The organism is Bartonella vinsonii subsp. vinsonii, from assembly GCF_902825235.1.
In the GTDB taxonomy this organism is placed as follows: domain Bacteria; phylum Pseudomonadota; class Alphaproteobacteria; order Rhizobiales; family Rhizobiaceae; genus Bartonella; species Bartonella vinsonii.
In genome coordinates this window covers 181,612-198,154 of the sequence record NZ_CADEAJ010000002.1, presented here as the reverse complement: position 1 = coordinate 198,154, position 16,543 = coordinate 181,612, and the positions used below count along the sequence as shown (strand labels likewise).

General features: G+C 40.0%; 13 protein-coding genes and 1 other RNA gene. All 14 read right to left on the bottom strand.

The window, feature by feature from the left end; translation table 11 throughout:
* Window positions 1-92: 92 nt before the first annotated feature.
* Window positions 93-1,070 carry a UDP-N-acetylmuramate dehydrogenase gene (gene murB, locus J7R12_RS03345; RefSeq protein ID WP_126603573.1) on the bottom strand — a complete coding sequence of 326 codons (978 nt, stop codon included), beginning with the start codon at window positions 1,068-1,070 and terminating at the stop codon, window positions 93-95.
* Entirely contained in the window at window positions 1,048-2,475 is a 1,428-nt protein-coding gene (gene murC, locus J7R12_RS03340) for a UDP-N-acetylmuramate--L-alanine ligase (RefSeq protein WP_126603574.1), read from the bottom strand. Before murC ends, murB begins: the two co-directional genes overlap by 23 nt.
* Window positions 2,459-3,595 carry an undecaprenyldiphospho-muramoylpentapeptide beta-N-acetylglucosaminyltransferase gene (murG, locus tag J7R12_RS03335; protein WP_126603575.1) on the bottom strand — a complete coding sequence of 379 codons (1,137 nt, stop codon included), beginning with the start codon at window positions 3,593-3,595 and terminating at the stop codon, window positions 2,459-2,461. Before murG ends, murC begins: the two co-directional genes overlap by 17 nt.
* Window positions 3,585-4,742: an FtsW/RodA/SpoVE family cell cycle protein gene (locus J7R12_RS03330; RefSeq protein ID WP_126603576.1), complete on the bottom strand. Its 1,158-nt coding sequence runs from the start codon at window positions 4,740-4,742 to the stop codon at window positions 3,585-3,587. Before J7R12_RS03330 ends, murG begins: the two co-directional genes overlap by 11 nt.
* Before the next feature lie 131 nt (window positions 4,743-4,873).
* Window positions 4,874-6,274, bottom strand: a complete 1,401-nt coding sequence (gene murD / locus J7R12_RS03325; RefSeq protein WP_126603577.1) for a UDP-N-acetylmuramoyl-L-alanine--D-glutamate ligase — start codon at window positions 6,272-6,274, stop codon at window positions 4,874-4,876.
* Between the two features lie 4 nt (window positions 6,275-6,278).
* Window positions 6,279-7,349 (bottom strand): phospho-N-acetylmuramoyl-pentapeptide-transferase, encoded by a 1,071-nt coding sequence (mraY, locus tag J7R12_RS03320; protein WP_126603578.1) that lies wholly within the window; start codon window positions 7,347-7,349, stop codon window positions 6,279-6,281.
* A gap of 20 nt (window positions 7,350-7,369) precedes the next feature.
* A complete protein-coding gene (locus tag J7R12_RS03315) occupies window positions 7,370-8,791 on the bottom strand; it encodes a UDP-N-acetylmuramoylalanyl-D-glutamyl-2,6-diaminopimelate--D-alanyl-D-alanine ligase (protein WP_126603579.1) in 1,422 nt (473 codons plus the stop codon).
* Window positions 8,788-10,239 (bottom strand): UDP-N-acetylmuramoyl-L-alanyl-D-glutamate--2,6-diaminopimelate ligase, encoded by a 1,452-nt coding sequence (locus J7R12_RS03310; protein ID WP_126603580.1) that lies wholly within the window; start codon window positions 10,237-10,239, stop codon window positions 8,788-8,790. The genes J7R12_RS03315 and J7R12_RS03310 overlap by 4 nt, the downstream gene beginning before the upstream one ends.
* Before the next feature lie 38 nt (window positions 10,240-10,277).
* Window positions 10,278-12,020 carry a peptidoglycan D,D-transpeptidase FtsI family protein gene (locus J7R12_RS03305; protein ID WP_126603581.1) on the bottom strand — a complete coding sequence of 581 codons (1,743 nt, stop codon included), beginning with the start codon at window positions 12,018-12,020 and terminating at the stop codon, window positions 10,278-10,280.
* Entirely contained in the window at window positions 12,020-12,424 is a 405-nt protein-coding gene (gene ftsL / locus J7R12_RS03300) for a cell division protein FtsL (RefSeq protein ID WP_126603582.1), read from the bottom strand. Before ftsL ends, J7R12_RS03305 begins: the two co-directional genes overlap by 1 nt.
* Window positions 12,421-13,419 carry a 16S rRNA (cytosine(1402)-N(4))-methyltransferase RsmH gene (rsmH, locus tag J7R12_RS03295; protein ID WP_197721503.1) on the bottom strand — a complete coding sequence of 333 codons (999 nt, stop codon included), beginning with the start codon at window positions 13,417-13,419 and terminating at the stop codon, window positions 12,421-12,423. The genes ftsL and rsmH overlap by 4 nt, the downstream gene beginning before the upstream one ends.
* Before the next feature lie 238 nt (window positions 13,420-13,657).
* An RNA gene (rnpB, locus tag J7R12_RS03290) (RNase P RNA component class A) lies at window positions 13,658-14,049 on the bottom strand.
* An 86-nt stretch (window positions 14,050-14,135) separates the two neighbouring features.
* A complete protein-coding gene (locus J7R12_RS03285) occupies window positions 14,136-14,645 on the bottom strand; it encodes a lytic transglycosylase domain-containing protein (protein WP_126603583.1) in 510 nt (169 codons plus the stop codon).
* An 805-nt stretch (window positions 14,646-15,450) separates the two neighbouring features.
* Complete coding sequence (locus tag J7R12_RS03280) at window positions 15,451-15,825, bottom strand: hypothetical protein (RefSeq protein ID WP_126603584.1); 375 nt, start codon at window positions 15,823-15,825, stop codon at window positions 15,451-15,453.
* Window positions 15,826-16,543 lie beyond the last annotated feature (718 nt).

Below are 16,543 nucleotides of genomic sequence, written 5' to 3'. Positions count from 1 at the left end.
TCTGTTAATTTATTGATTCTTAATGGATTTTTTTTATTATCTCTTTGAAATGACTCAATTTTTTATTGTAGTTTTTTAATGCACTCAATAAATCAATGGGACTGATCAAAAGAAGGAACATAACGACCTTGTTCAAATTGACCAATACGCCATATCTCCCACTGTAACAGATGAGATGAGTGAGCAAAAACACGAGCACGCACTTTTTCCCCCAATGCTTCAAGATCATAGCCTGTTGCTTGCCCCGTATTAATCATAAAATTACAGTGCATTTCGCTCATTTGAGCACCACCAACCCGCAAACCACGACATCCTGCTTCATCAATAACGCGCCACGCAGAAGTACCTTCAGGATTTCGAAAAGTTGAACCACCTGTTTTTTCGCGAATAGGTTGGACAGTTTCTCGATGGAGTGCAACTTCATCCATAGCTGCCCGAATCTTGTCTTGATTTCCTCGTTGTCCTTCCAACAAAGCAGCAGTAAAAATAAAGTCTTCAGGAACATTACAATGGCGATAAGAATATTGCATATCCTTCAAACTCAAGATATGACGCCGTCCTTTACGATCAAAGGCATAAACCTCAACAACACGTGCTGCTGTCTCAATACCATTCGCCCCTGCATTCATTTTAAGTGCTCCCCCAACACCTCCAGGAATACCATGATAAAAATGAAAACCTGCAATCTCAGCTTCTAAAGCCGCTGCTGCCAAATGTTTATCTGCCGTAGCAGCACCAACAAAAAAACGCGTTGGAGAAACTTGTCGTACTTGGCCAAAACCTTTAGCCGAAAGACGAATAACAACACCGGGAATTCCCCCATCACGCACCAGAAGATTAGAACCAATCCCCACAATCGTTACAGGAACAGACACAGGAAGATTTTGAAGAAAAAGAGCTAAATCTGCTTCATCTGCCGGTTGATAAAAAAGTTCTGCTCGTCCACCCGTGCGAAACCACGTCACCTTACGCATCTCAACATTAGGTGTAAGCTTACCTTTTATTTCGCCCAACATCGGTTGTAATCGCGCCAACAGCGCTTCTCCATCAATGTGCTGAAAATTTATCATTATTATCAAGTACCGCCAATTGATGAGGCAATGCACAAGCCCACTGTGTGATATTGCCAGCACCAAGAAAAACCACATAATCCCCCGAGCGAGCAAATGTAGAGACAATCGAAACAACATCCTCTAGACCATGAATCAAACGCACATCGCGATGACCAGCCATTTGAATATGTTCCACCAATTCTCTCGCACCAAAACCAGTGATAGGTTCCTCACCGGCTGCATAAACGGGTGCAATCAACACTGTATCTGCATCATTAAAACAAGCAGCAAAATCATCAAATAAATGATACAAACGCGAATAACGATGTGGTTGTGCAATCGCAATCACACGCCCTTTTGTACTCTCACGTGCTGCACATAAAACAGCCTTTATTTCAACAGGATGATGCCCATAATCATCAAATATTTCAATGCCACGCCAACTTCCTGTTTGCGTAAAACGCCGTTTTACTCCACCAAATTCTGCTAAGCCCTTTTTTATAGTTTCATTTGAAATACCAAGTTCATGCGCAATAGCAATCGCTGCCGTCGCGTTAGAAACATTGTGTTGCCCAGACATTGGCAAAATTAAATTGTTCAACTCAGTCTTTCTACCTGTTTTGCGCGAACGAATAAGAACATCAAAATGCGTTTTTTGACCATCCATCGAAAGATTAAGAAAACGAACATCTGCTTGTGGATTTGCACCATATGTGATCACCCAACGATCATCAATACGACTAGCCAATGACTGAACCTCTGGATGGTCAAGACATAAAACAGCAAAACCGTAAAAAGGAACATTCTCTACAAATTGCCAAAAAGCCTGACGTACAGCATCAAAATTCCCATAATGATCCAAATGTTCAGCATCGATATTCGTAACAACAGCAATATCAGCAGGTAACTTTAAAAATGTACCATCGCTTTCATCGGCCTCAACGACCATCCAATCCCCTTCTCCCATACGCGTATTCGTACCATAAGCATTGATAATACCGCCATTAATGACCACCGGATCCAAATGACCAGCAACAAGAAGTGCAGCGACCATTGATGTGGTTGTTGTTTTACCATGCGTACCACCAACAGCAATCGCCCGACGAAACCGCATGAGCTCCGCTAGCATTTCCGCACGCCTTACAAGCGGCAAATGTCTTTCTTTCGCAGCAATATATTCAAGGTTTGTTTTTTTTACAGCAGTAGAAAAAACAACAACCTCTGCGTCTCCTAAATTTTCAGCATGATGACCTATATGAACGTGAATTCCTTTTCCTCGTAAACGTTCAACATTTGCACTCTCAACTTGATCTGACCCTTGAACTTTATAGCCAAAATTATGAAAAACCTCAGCAATTCCACTCATGCCAATACCACCAATTCCGATAAAATGGATAACGCCTATATTAAGCGGCATTTTCATTAAAAAACTCCTCTTTTATATCTGACAATGATTGTCCCGCAATCAACGCTTCAGCCATATCAGCAAGGCGAATGGTTGCATAAGGTTGTCCAACTTTTTTTGCAGCAAGCGCTTGTTTTTCTAATAAGTGCGGTGCACAACAAGCTTCTGTTAAGAGAGAGGCGAGTTTTTGCTCAGTTAAATCTTTTTCCAATACAATCTGAGCAGCTTCCACACGTGCAAGAAGTGCTGCATTTTCTGCCTGATCATGATCTAAAGCATAAGGATATGGGATAAGCAAAGCGGGACGACCAATCACAGCTATTTCACAAACAGATGACGCACCAGCACGTGATAAAATAAAATGAGACTGTGCCATACGTTCAGCCATATCATCAAAAAAAGAGGCAATCTCTGCTTGCACACCCATCGCCTGATAGATTTTTATCAATTCTCCAGCCTCACCCCGAACTTGTTGGACAATCCGTAAGCGCTTACGGTTTTTATCATCCAACAAAGCAATTGCTGCAGGAACGATTTTCGAAAAAGAAGAAGCCCCTTGGCTACCACCAAAAATTAAGAAATGAAATGGCTTTTCACCAGTTGATGGATGATAAGGAATTTCTGCTGCTTTAAGAACAGCCTCACGCACAGGATTGCCCGTAAGAAGTATTTTATGCGCATAAGTATGATTTGACGACAACAAACCACCTGCTATTGCATGCACAAAAGTTGCCAATACCCGATTGGCACGCCCCATAACGGCATTTTGTTCATGAATAAATGTTACACGCCTCATAAAGGCAGCCACAACAAGAGGAGGAAAAGTAGGATATCCTCCAAACCCCCCAACAAGAACAGGACGCAATTTATAAAACAACGCCAATGATTGCCCCATTCCTTTTAACAAAGCCCAACATGTTTTTATGAGCGCGAAAGGATGACGCCGTGTAAATGTTGCTGATGATAATATATGCGTATGCTCCTCATCAAAACAGCGAACAAAACAGCGAGCTCTTTCATCTGTCGCCAAATGGACATCATATCCACGCTGTCTTAATTCCACAGCAAGTGCTTCAGCAGGGAAAAGATGCCCACCTGTACCACCAGCCACCAAAACAATAACTTTTTTATGGGTCATAAGTGGTATCCAAAACAGAAGAAGAAGGAAAAGCTGAAAGGCGTGCTTCTGGCCAACGGCGTGTTAAACTCAGCAAAATACCCATTGAAAATGCAATCGCCACCATAGACGAACCACCATAAGAAATAAACGGCAATGTCATACCTTTGGGAGGGATTAAATGAAGATTAACTGCCATATTAATAGCCGATTGAAAGCCAATCATCATCGCTATGCCAGTAATACCAAGACGTATAAATGAATCACGTGTATTTAATGCTATATACAACGAACGTATAACAATAAAGCCAAAAAGCATCATAATGAAAAGACAGAGGATAATACCATATTCTTCAGCAGCAACGGAAAACACAAAATCTGTATGGCTATCAGGAATAATACGTTTCACTGTTCCTTCTCCCGGTCCTTTCCCAAACCAACCACCATTCAAAATAGCATCGCGTCCTACATCCACTTGAAAGGTATCTCCTTCCCCCGTCAAAAAACTATTGATACGTTCGCGAACATGGTGAAGAAAAAAATATGCGAAAACAATTCCTACAATGCCTAAAACAAGAAACAAGAAAATAATGGTAAGTGGCACACCAGCAATAAAAAACAAACCGCCCCATGTGGCACTTATTAAAAGTGTTTGACCAATATCAGGTTGTAGGACAAGAAGCACACAACAAACAGCATAAAGTGCAGTAGCTAATGTGTAGCCGAGAATACTCCTCCCCCGTATACGTTCCGAAAAAAGCCAAGCAGACATCACCACAAAAGCTGGTTTCATAAATTCTGAAGCTTGTACAGAAAAACCAAAGAGAGGGATCCACCGCCGCGCTCCCTTTAATTCTGGACCAACAAACAAGGTTGCAACCATGAGAACAAGCGTTACAATGAGCAAAAGAGCACATAAACGACGAATATTACGAAGCGAAAAAAAAGAAAGTGTAACCATCGTAAAAAACGCTGGAATACTAAAAATGATATGCCACTTAACAAAATAAAAACTATCAGCAATTCCAATTTTTTTTGCAATAGTGGGGCTTGCTGCAAAAGACAACATAATGCCAATCCCCATTAAAATCAAACAAGCAGCAAAGATAGAGCGATCAATCGTCCACCACCAATTAGCAATTGGATCTCTATCTGCACGCGTGACCATTATATCTACCTTATTCTTTTCATCATTCTACTCAAAGTGATAGGGTTTCCACCTTTTTTAGCAAACACTTTAAAAACTGCATTACACAAAAAAAGATTCCGGAGTCTTAACGTAAAAATATTTTCTTAAATTTATGCTTCTTTTAACTGCATAACAAAAGAAACAAACGCTTCTCCACGCATTTCATAATTTTTAAATTGATCATAACTTGCACAAGCGGGTGAAAAGAGAACCGCAACCTCTTTCTCCTTGCAACACATAGCATCAGCAGCAGCTTCGCGCACCGCACTTTCCAAAGTTAAGCTCATTGAAAAAGGAAAAGAAGATCCAATAACGCTGGCAAATTCTTCCGCTGCTGTCCCAATTAAATAAGCTTTTCGAATTTTAGGAAAAAAGCCTTTCAAAGAATGAATCCCACCTTCCTTGGCCTGCCCACCAACAATCCAAAAAATATTATGAAAAGCAGAAAGTGCGGGAGCTGACGCATCTGCATTTGTAGCCTTACTATCATTAATAAACAAAACCGCTCCCATTTTTCGCACTTGCTGCATACGATGAGCCAACCCTTTATAATTCGCTAAATACTTTTCTATCTGTGGATCCGTTATTCCTAAAGCCTGCAATGCTGCTAACGCCATAAGAGCATTTTGTGCGTTGTGACAACCACGCAATGCAGTCATATGTGCAAGATCTGCAAGCAACTGACATCGCCCATGACGAACAGAAAAGAGCTTCGTCCCATCTGCATAAAAACCATTTTCAACAAAGTGTTCTTTGGAAATTGCTTCAACTTGATGATCTTCATGAAGCAATTGATGATATAAAGCTTTGCAAGCGGCATCATCAACTGAAATCAAAGCATGAGAAGCCCTAGCAACTAAATGTCGTTTGGCTTGCACATAAAGATCAAAACTACCATGGCGATCAATATGATCCGGCGTCACATTTAATAAAAGTCCAACAGTTGGCTGCAAAGAGGGTGTGAGATCAATTTGAAAGGATGAACATTCAATCACATAAATACGTTTTTTAATAAATGGTTTAAGCGTTAATATTGGAGTGCCAATATTTCCTCCCATTTGCACATCATAGCCCATTTGTTCTAACAAATGAGTGAGCAAAGCTGTCGTTGTTGATTTCCCATTTGTGCCCGTAATAGCAATGAGCGGAACGTCCTGATCGCAAAAGCCAGAGCACTGTAAAAAATGATTGCGTGCACGAACAAATAATTCAATATCACCGATAATTTCTATATCTTTTTGACGTGCTTTCTCAACAACCCAATGAGGCTTAGGATAAGTTAAAGGAACGCCAGGAGCTAAAATCAATGCAACAAACTCTGACCAATCCGCATAACGAAGATCTCTCGTTGGAATATTTTTCCGAACAGCAGCTTGTACACCTGAAGAATTATCATCCCACGCAACCACTTCTGCACCGCCCCTGATCAGAGCTTGCGCAGCAGCCAATCCTGATTGCCCTAAACCAAACAAAGCAACTTTTTGACCTTTATAACACGCAACAGAAATCAAAGTTTTACCGCAATTTAAGTGTTGAGAGACCGATGAGAGCAAGAACAATTGAAATAATCCAAAAGCGTATTACAATTTGACTTTCAGTCCACCCTTTTTTCTCAAAATGATGGTGTATCGGCGCCATAAGAAATACACGTTTTTTTGTTAATTTGAAATAACCAACTTGAATAACCACCGAAAACCCCTCCAGGACAAAAAGTCCACCAATAAGAGCCAAAACAATTTCATGTTTAGTTGCAACAGCGACAATACCCAAAAGCCCGCCAAGAGCCAACGAACCAGTATCCCCCATAAAAATAGCCGCAGGTGGCGCATTGAACCATAAAAAGCCAAGCCCCGCACCAACAACAGCTCCCAATAAAACAGCCAATTCACCTGTTCCTGATACATACCGAATTTGGAGATAATCCGCAAAATTGATATTACCAGAAAGATAAGAAATCAGAGCAAAAGACAGGGCCGCAACCATCACAGGAACGATAGCAAGCCCATCAAGACCATCCGTCAAATTTACCGCATTACCAGTTGCGACAACGACAAAAGCAGAAAAAGGAATGAAAAACCAGCTCAAATTGATGAAATACTCTTTCACAAAAGGCAGAGCCAATCCAGGAGAACCAACCTGTAAGAGAACAAAAGCAGCAATCGCTGCAACCAAAAACTCTAAACTCAACCGTGCTTTACCGGAAAATCCTTTGTGTGTTTGTTTTGTCACCTTAAGATAATCATCATAAAAACCAATTGCCCCAAAAGACAGCATAACAAAGAGAGATACCCAAAAATAAAGATTTGATAAATTACACCATAAAAGTGCCGATACCACAGTGCCCGTTAAAATCATCAATCCGCCCATGGTAGGCGTTCCTGCCTTCTTAAAATGTGTTTGAGGACCATCAGCGCGAATTGGCTGCCCTTTTCCCTGCCGTAATTTAAGAGAAGCAATAATGCTAGGACCAAATAAAAACACAATAAGCCCTGATGTAAGCATCGCGGCTATCGTGCGAAAAGTAATATAACGAAAAACATTGACGCCTGGAAGCCAATCACTAAACGAAGAAAGAAACAGCATCATAGTACAAAAAACCTTTTAAATTAGAGAGAAACTCTTGGATAGCGATCAAGCAGTGCAGTCACAATATTTGATGAATAAAGACTATGGGATGATTTAACCATAAGCAGATCTCCATTGGAAATTTCTGCAAAAATAAGCGGTAAAATTTGTTCAATATTTTCAGCATACTGAACCTTCACATATGTGGACAGATCAGTGGCTAAAAATTTCATTGCCTCACCAAATAAAAAAACCAGATCAGCACCAGAAAGAGACACCGGCTTTACGAGATCACGATGGAGTTTTTCACTATAAATGCCTAACTCCAACATATCCCCTAAAATAGCAATTCGCCTCCCCCCTTCCCCTACTGGCCCTGTAGAAAGCAAATCAAGAGCAGCACACATAGAAGCGGGATTAGCATTATAGCTTTCATCAATTAAATGAAATTCGCCCCCACTTGGCAAAGACAATTGATAACGAATACCACGCCCCTTTTGAAGAGAAAAACAGCTCAAAGAACGCAAAACACGTTCCAAATCAACGCCAATGGCATCACAAATGGCAAGAATACCTAAACTATTTTGGAGAATATGGCGTCCGGGAGCACCAATCTTAATCACCCTATCTTGTCCAGAAATATGGACACGCATAGAAGAATAATCTGTTAAAAGACGTATATCCCGCGCTTGATAATCACAATTTTCAGTCTCACCAAAGCTTAAGATCTTTTTCACACCACATTGCTTTGCCTTTTGAACTAAATAAGAAAAAAAATCATGATCCGCGTTTAAAATGGTAATACCTTCCTCATCTAACCCTTCAAAGATTTCAGCTTTTGCATCTGCAATTTCTTCAAGATTTTTGAAGAAACCCATATGCCCAGCAGAAATATGCGTAATAAGAGCCACATGAGGATGAACCAGCTTAACAAGAGGGCGAATTTCATCTTTATGATTCATACCAATTTCAAAGATACCATAATCACTCTCCACAGGCATCCGTGCCAAAGTAAGCGGCACTCCCCAGTGATTATTCAAAGAAGCAAGATTCGCATGAACATTTCCAACAGTTGCAAGCACTTGTTTGAGAGCCTCTTTTGTCGTTGTTTTTCCAACAGAACCTGTTATCGCTATAATCTTAGCTCTTGAACGCTTGCGTGCGGCTTGTGCAAGTTGTTCTAAAGCTTGTAAAACATCAGGGACAACAAGCAGTGGAACGGATATTTTTTCCATATCAGACAAACGATTTTCCGCAACAACAAGAACGCCTGCACCTCGTGCATAAGCTTGCGCAGCAAAATCATGACCATCAAGATGATGCCCTTTAATACAGAAAAAAATATCACCTTCTGTAAGAGTACGACTATCAATAGAAACCCCAGAAAAAGTTTCTGGCATGCTCCCCACTACAAAGCCATCAATTGCAGAAACAAGCGCTTGTTTATCCCATAAAACTGTCATTTATTGCGCTCCTGCAAAGCATCAATCGCTCTTAGGCGATCTGAAAAAGGAGTTGTTTTTTGCCCTATAATCTGACCATTCTCATGTCCTTTTCCAGCAATAATTAAAGTATCCCCTGCTTTCAGTAGCCCAACCGCATAACGAATAGCTTCACCACGATCTGCAATTTCTATTGCTCTTGGGACTGCTTGTAAAATATCCCTGCGGATTTTTTCTGGTATTTCTGTGCGCGGATTATCGTCTGTTACAATAACAATATCAGCCTTCTGTTCCGCAATTTTTCCCATCAATGGTCTTTTTCCCCGATCACGATCACCACCACAACCAAAAACAAGAATTAAACGCTCCTGTGTAAAAGGGCGAACAGAAAGCAATACCTGCTCTAAAGCTTCTGGTTTATGCGCATAATCTATATAAACAGGCGCATTATCTTCTGTCTTTCCAACCAATTCTAATCGCCCAGGAGCTCCCTGCAAAGTTTCAAGCGCACGAAAAACCTTCTCAGGAGAGACACCTGTTGCAATTGCTAACCCCGCTGCCATAAGTGCATTAGCTACCTGAAAATCTCCAGCCAAAGGCAAATCAAATGTATAAATATTATTTTCCACACGACATTCAACACACTGTTTTGAGCGTTGATGTTCAATACGATTAATCGTGATAAATTGCCCCTTACGACCAATTGTCAAGACACGGCGGCGTGCTTTTGTAATCGTATCAATAACCTTTTGCGAATAAACATCATCCGCAAAAATCAAAGCAGGAAAATCTTGAGGCAAAAGTGTATCAAAGAGCCTCATTTTAGCACGCAAATAATCCTCTACGCTCGTGTGATAATCCATATGATCACGCCCTAAATTGGTAAAGGCACCAGCAGTTAAACGGACTCCGTCAAGTCGACATTGATCAAGCCCATGCGAAGATGCTTCAAGGGCTGCATGTGTAACACCTTCATTGGAGATTTCATAAAGGAGGCGCTGTAAGACTACAGGATCAGGTGTTGTGAGAGAACCAGAATCATTCCTGTGAGGAGAAACAACGCCTACTGTCCCTATGCTGGCGGCACAAAATCCAACATGAGTCCAAATTTGCCGAGTAAAAGAGACAACAGATGTTTTTCCGCTTGTCCCTGTCACAGCCACAACCGTTTCAGGTTGAGAACCATAAAAACGTGCAGCTGCCATCGCTAAACTATGACGAACATCACAAACGCGTAAAATTGGAACAGATAAATTCTCAAAAACAACAGAGCAATCCGTAACGATTGCTCGTGCACCACGCTTTAGTGCATCATTTATATAATCTTTGCCATCACCTTGCTTTCCTTGCACAGCCACAAAAACATATCCCGGCAAAACTTGCCGAGAATCTGCACTTATTCCTGTTATTTCTATTGAAGAAAGATTTTCATCCTCAATACATTCTGGAAAAACTGTTCCAAACAACATGATAACACACCTTATTTATATTAATATTTATATTAATTTTACTGTTGTTTAACGAAACTCGAACTGTTGTTTGTGTTCAAAAGAGGTTCGTATTCTTTTTCAAAATCTGGTTTTATTCCCAAAAAACTCGCTGAACGGCGAATAATATTAGCAAGCATTGGCCCTGCATTCATTGCTGCTGTTGCTGAGCGCTGTCCATCTTCAGGTTGAGGTTCATCGATAATTGTTAAAACAACATAAGCAGGATTCTCAATAGGAAAAGCAGCAAGAAAACTATTGAAGTTTTTTGTTTTAGAATATTTCCCATTTTCAACTTTTTCAGCTGTTCCGGTCTTACCACCAACCCGATAACCTTCTACTTTTGCATTACGCCCAGAGCCAATATCGCTATTTAACTTATAAAGATAACGCATATTTTCACTCGTTTTAGGTTTTAAAACTTGTTTTGCATATTTTACAGCTTCTGCTTGTGTGCGTTTCAAAAAGGTGGGGTCAATCAACCATCCATCATTCATTAAAGCAGCAGCTCCTACTGCTGTTTGCAAAGGTGTTGTTGCCATCCCATGTCCAAAAGCAATCGTCATAGAATGGATATCCTTCCAATGACGTGGCACAACAGGATGGGCAACTTCAGGCAATTCTGTTGTCAATCGATCAAGTAAACCAAGTCGTCTCAAAAAATCACGATGTCCATCGATCCCTACCGCCAATGCCTCCTTAGCAGAACCAATGTTAGAGGAATAAATAAAAACCTCCCAAAGTGCTAAAGGACGATTTTTTCCATGAAAATCACGGATAAAATAATTCTGTCCTGCTTGAAGAGGCTGTGAAGCATCAATGACGCTCTTTAAATGAAAAAGCCCTGAATCAAGCGCCATTGCGGTTGTAAAACTTTTAATGATAGAGCCCATTTCAAAAGTTCCAGCGGTCATTCGATTGAAGCGATCACTTTTGAGAGCTTCAACGGGGTTTCCTGGATCAAAATCTGGTAGTGATGCCAAAGCCAAAACTTCACCAGTGTGGATATTTAAAAGAACAGCTCCCGCAGCAAGCGCTTTATAACGCTTCATTGCCTCCCTAAGTTCATCATGCACAATGGTCTGAATACGTACATCAATCGAAAGCTGAACAGGCTTTAACGCTTCTTCAGTTGCAAGACCAGCAGCACGCAAAGCACTCAAACCTGCATCATCAATATATTTTTCCATCCCCGCTATGCCCTGATTATCAACATTAACCATGCCGAGAATATGCGAAAACACTGATCCACTTGGATAAAAACGACGAATTTCAGTACGAAAACCAATTCCTGGAATACCAAGAGCCATAATTTGCGTCTTTTGCGTTGGTGTTAAGCCACGTTGAATCCAAGAAAAACTGGATTTTTTTTTGAGACGTTTATAAGTTTCCTGCCAATTAAGATCGGGCAAAACTGTTGAAAGCAATTCGATTGTTTCATCTACATCAAGAATGCGTCGTGGTTCCGCAAAAAGCGAATAAGTCTTAATATCCGTTGCCAATAAACGGTTATTACGATCAATAATATCAGGGCGTGCAGTTAACTGAAGGACAGTTGGCCCTTTTGCTTCTTCAATCTGCCCACCTTCAAGACCATAAGAAATAAGGCAAGCCCCCATAACACCATATAAAATAAGGAAACAGAGCAAAGAAAAAAGCAAGCGTGCACGACTAGAATACGAACGACGAACGGGAAAGTTATGTACATCCAACGGGGTCTTTAAGTGCTTTTTTTTCTGCGAGAATAAAAAGTATGATTTCATCACTGCACGCCTTTTTGAACACCGCCATTTACCTGAGAAGCATGATTATTCGCCAAAATATCCTTACTTTCCTCCAAGATATTTTGTTTAATGACTTCTTCAATTTGATCATGATCACGTGCCGGAATATCCTCAAATTCCACAATTTGGCGAGGCTGTATAATCTCTAAACCAAGCTCTTTTTGATAACGCCTTGCAAGTTTTTGCATGCGTGAAGGCTCTATCATCACGGCCCATTCAGCATGAAGCAAATTCACCGTATTTTTTTCTGCAGCAATTTCATGTTCAAGACGACGAATTTCGCTTATCCGTTTTTGAACATCATATTTTACCTTATAAGTAAGACCTGCCATACAAATCATAATCATCACTAAAATCATATCAAATGTACGAAAAACTGTCATTTCTTGCTGCCTTCAAAACGAGCAATCTCTGCCATACCAAATAATTTCATATCTGTGCTAAGGCTCTCTGCCTTTGTGCGTACACCAATACGCAATCGCGCAGAACGTGAACGAGGATTTTGCTGCAACTCCTCTTCATTTGCAGTTATGCCACCTTTAAACAAAGGAAAAAATGTTGCTGGAGCCGTCTCTACTTCAGGAAGATAGCGCGATCTCACACGCTCTCCTGAACGAGCAGAAAAAAATCTTTTAACCATACGATCTTCAAGAGAATGAAAACTCACAACACCTAAACGGCCTCCTGCTTTTAAAACACGTTCAGCAGCAAATAAGCCACGCGCAAGTTCACTAATTTCATCATTAACATAAATGCGAAGAGCCTGAAAAACACGCGTTGCAGGATGAATGCGGTCTCCGCTTTTACGGCCCACCAATGTTTCGATAGCGTGAGCAAGATCACCTGTACGTAAAAAGGGCTGAATGCAGCGACGCTTTTCAATCATCCGTGCAATTCGACCCGCATAGCGTTCCTCTCCTAATATTTTAAAGATTCGAGCTAACTCATTCCCTTTTAAACGATTCACAACATCTGCGGCAGTAAAACCAGTCTGAGCCATTCGCATATCTAATGGACCATCTTTTTGAAAAGAAAAGCCCCTCTCAGCTTCATCAAGCTGCCTTGAAGAGACACCAATATCTAAAATAACAGCATCTACCTTTTCTTCAACGATGCGATCCAACTGTGAAAATTCCATTTGCACCAAACGAAGTCTTGGAAAAAATTCATCAACAAGCGATTGTCCTTCGCTAATAGCATGAGGATCACGATCAAGAGCAATAACCTCTGCTCCCTCTTTTAACAGAGCACGTGTATAACCACCAGCACCAAAGGTGCCATCAATCACTCTTGCTCCAACCAATGGCATAAGCCCAGCTAAAACTGGCTGTAACAACACTGGAATATGGCGTTCAGCTTTATGAACTTGTTTTGTCAAAATAATCCGTCTTGATTTATGCTTCTTCAAATCAACAGCCACCAAAGGCAATTGACGTCAGAATACCTAAAACTTTAACTCTCATATCTATCACAATGAAAGCGAAAGTGAACCTGATGCACATTCTAATGCAGTATACTTAAAGAAATGTTATAGTTGTAAAAAAATACTCTTCATTTGAGTATACACTTCATAGAAAAATTCATGACACTATCAATCAAAGAGAATTCAATCATGAAATATCAGTCGGCCTATAAGCCGGGTTCTGTATGGTAAAGCTCACACTTTCCATGGCAACCATTCATCTGGGACGGATGTTACCATCCGCCTCGTGCAACCTACCCGAATGACTCGCCCGGAAACCGGCTGCAAGTTAAGCCTTGCGCGTCATTTCTATTTGGTCTTGCTCCCGGTGGGGTTTACCTTGCCACATTCATTACTGAATGCGCGGTGGGCTCTTACCCCACCCTTTCACCCTTACCTATAAAAATAGGCGGTTTGCTTTCTGTGGCACTTTCCCTAGGGTCGCCCCCGCCGGGTGTTACCCGGCACCGTTTTTCCGTGGAGCCCGGACTTTCCTCACCTGCACGCCTTTAAGCATGAAACAAGCGCGGCTGCCCAGCCGACTGACACATCCTTTATAAAACATTTTTCGTCACGTGCAAATAGCACCTTCAAGATATTTTCAAGCAAACATAGCACCTTCAAGGCACTTTTTATTTTAATGAAGCCAGATAAGTTTTTACCTTTGAACAATATTTTGCTGAAATGGAATTCATTTTTCTTGCCCCATGACCTGCATTATATTTAAGGATTGTACCACACGTATTTCCACCACTGAGTGTATATGCCCGCGCCAAATAACGCATACCATATTCAAGATTGGTTGCAGGATCATAAAGATCTTGGACAGAACCATTAAAACCCAATCCTCGCGCAGTAGATGGTTTAATTTGCATCAAACCTATTTCGCCAGCAGCTCCTTTTATACGTGCCTTATAATTACTCTCAATTCTTACAACAGCATGCGCTAAGTTAACAGGAACATTATACTTATTTGCAAATTTCTGAATAAGAAATTCATAAGGACGAGCAGGAATCTTAGAAGAAGGAGTCACTGAGCTTTTATTTGAACCTGCAACATTTAAGCTCGTATGAGTCCAACTTATATCAAACACAAAAAATACAGCAAATGCTGTATTTAAAAGGAGTTTCAAAATTTGCATTTTTTTCTCTTCACTCAGACATTCTCAAATCCTAACCGCAATGGTATTGCGGACGCATTCTACAGAAAAAGAAAGCTAAAGAGCGGCTTGAAAATGAAAATATTAAGACAATTTCAAGATATTTTTTTGTAACCGAAGAAAGTTACTCAATATATCTTTCTATATCTCATAAAACATCGAAAAACAAAGAAACTATAATGAAAGTTTTAACGTGCTAAAAAAGATAATATACTCTACAAATTGTTGATATAATGACAACACACTCAAATTTTAGCAACCGAAAACAGTATTAAAAATGCCTCTACTATTTTTTACATATGATTATTAAAATCCTTTATAAGGTCAATTCCATAATTGCAAAAAGCAAGATAAACAAGAACGCCTTCACCAAGGTCCCTTGATAACACAAAAGTCTGACTTGGAATAAAAACCGCTATTAACGCTTTCCATTGGCTGATAAATACTGGCTACCAAAAAAGCTCTGCTAAACAAGCTATCTACCAAAATTAACATCGCGCATAGGAAGCACACCAATATACATAAACATATTAATTTTAGACTCTATAACAAAACTTAATAATTATGTCTATCTGTTTTTTAGAAAATTCTATAAAGAAGCAAGATAAAAATCCCAAAACTGCCTGAATAAAAATTCACATCACTCATTTTCATGCAAATATTTTCCTACCACCAAGCTTGCACATTCCCCCCCATCTTTAGGACTTATACAATGAGTAAAGATCTTAAAATTCACGAAAAGCCCAAAAACACCCTTAAGATCACACAAAAGTACATTTTTAAAAAACTAAAAATAAGCATCAGCAATGGAAGGATGTAGAATCGCTTTTGATAGAACCACAACAACAGTTTCACCCAACTTACGAGCCTGTTCACTACTTTGACCATTTGCAGATGCAGCAGAAACTACATCTCGACGGAATTCTTCAATCAACTGCTTCTGTTGCTCAGGATTCAGTTTAGAGAGTTGCATTATAATATCTGGAAACAATACCGCCAATCTCTCTAGAAGCATTTCCTCTGTAACATCAACCTGCTGAGAAAAAAAAGAACGACCGAATAAAAACTTATGAACTGCAATATTTCGAGAAGCGAAAAGACTGGCAACAAAAATGAAAAATATAAACAAGCTGAAAACGACACGATGCCAGCAAAACCCCATTATCTCTTACCTATGTACCAAATTCTGCAAAGAAAAAAAATCCCTAGCAATACCTAACAAATCTTTAATTAAGAACAATGTATTTATGAGTGCATAACGTAACAGCACCCCCTGCCAAACAGCTCTTAACTATTATCTTCACTCTACGCCACACAATGCTATGTGCCTATACCCTCCCCCTTATAAGACTTTAACAAACCTTACACATAAAGCCTGACTGAGGAAATCCTCAGTCAGGCCAGACAATCTAAGGGATCCACGCGGGGGGGGGGGAGGAGGTTCCCTGATCGTCTTCTTACATCAACTATTAAGATAGCTGATGCAATATCTTTGCTATGGAATAAAATATTTTAAACAACAAGAAATTCTTATCACCTTCTAGGCAAAAAAAGACAAAAAAAATTACAAATCGTTTAAAAATGGAAAAAATTAGGCAAAAAATATTCAAAATGATCCAATTTGAAGCAATTTTATTCTAGGAATCATCAATACGAATCTATGACCATCATCATTTTCATATTTTTCCAGAAGCTCCAGTTTGTATAAACTTCCCTTATAAAAAGCATAAAAACAGAAATAATCCATAATCTAGATCATGAGCCTTTTAGCTCTTTTAAGTTTATATAATTAAGCCTTTTCGAACGTCATTTATTCCGAATCATTTATCATCGAGGATTAAAATGAGAACAGGTTATTTTATAACCAGCAACAAATTCAA

Coding starts and splice junctions, on each gene's coding strand:
- murB (WP_126603573.1), bottom strand. CDS start 1,070: ATGATAAATTTTCAGCACATTGATGGAGAAGCGCTGTTGGCGCGATTA.
- murC (WP_126603574.1), bottom strand. CDS start 2,475: ATGAAAATGCCGCTTAATATAGGCGTTATCCATTTTATCGGAATTGGT.
- murG (WP_126603575.1), bottom strand. CDS start 3,595: ATGACCCATAAAAAAGTTATTGTTTTGGTGGCTGGTGGTACAGGTGGG.
- J7R12_RS03330 (WP_126603576.1), bottom strand. CDS start 4,742: ATGGTCACGCGTGCAGATAGAGATCCAATTGCTAATTGGTGGTGGACG.
- mraY (WP_126603578.1), bottom strand. CDS start 7,349: ATGATGCTGTTTCTTTCTTCGTTTAGTGATTGGCTTCCAGGCGTCAAT.
- J7R12_RS03315 (WP_126603579.1), bottom strand. CDS start 8,791: ATGACAGTTTTATGGGATAAACAAGCGCTTGTTTCTGCAATTGATGGC.
- J7R12_RS03310 (WP_126603580.1), bottom strand. CDS start 10,239: ATGTTGTTTGGAACAGTTTTTCCAGAATGTATTGAGGATGAAAATCTT.
- J7R12_RS03305 (WP_126603581.1), bottom strand. CDS start 12,020: ATGAAATCATACTTTTTATTCTCGCAGAAAAAAAAGCACTTAAAGACC.
- ftsL (WP_126603582.1), bottom strand. CDS start 12,424: ATGACAGTTTTTCGTACATTTGATATGATTTTAGTGATGATTATGATT.
- J7R12_RS03285 (WP_126603583.1), bottom strand. CDS start 14,645: ATGCAAATTTTGAAACTCCTTTTAAATACAGCATTTGCTGTATTTTTT.
- J7R12_RS03280 (WP_126603584.1), bottom strand. CDS start 15,825: ATGGGGTTTTGCTGGCATCGTGTCGTTTTCAGCTTGTTTATATTTTTC.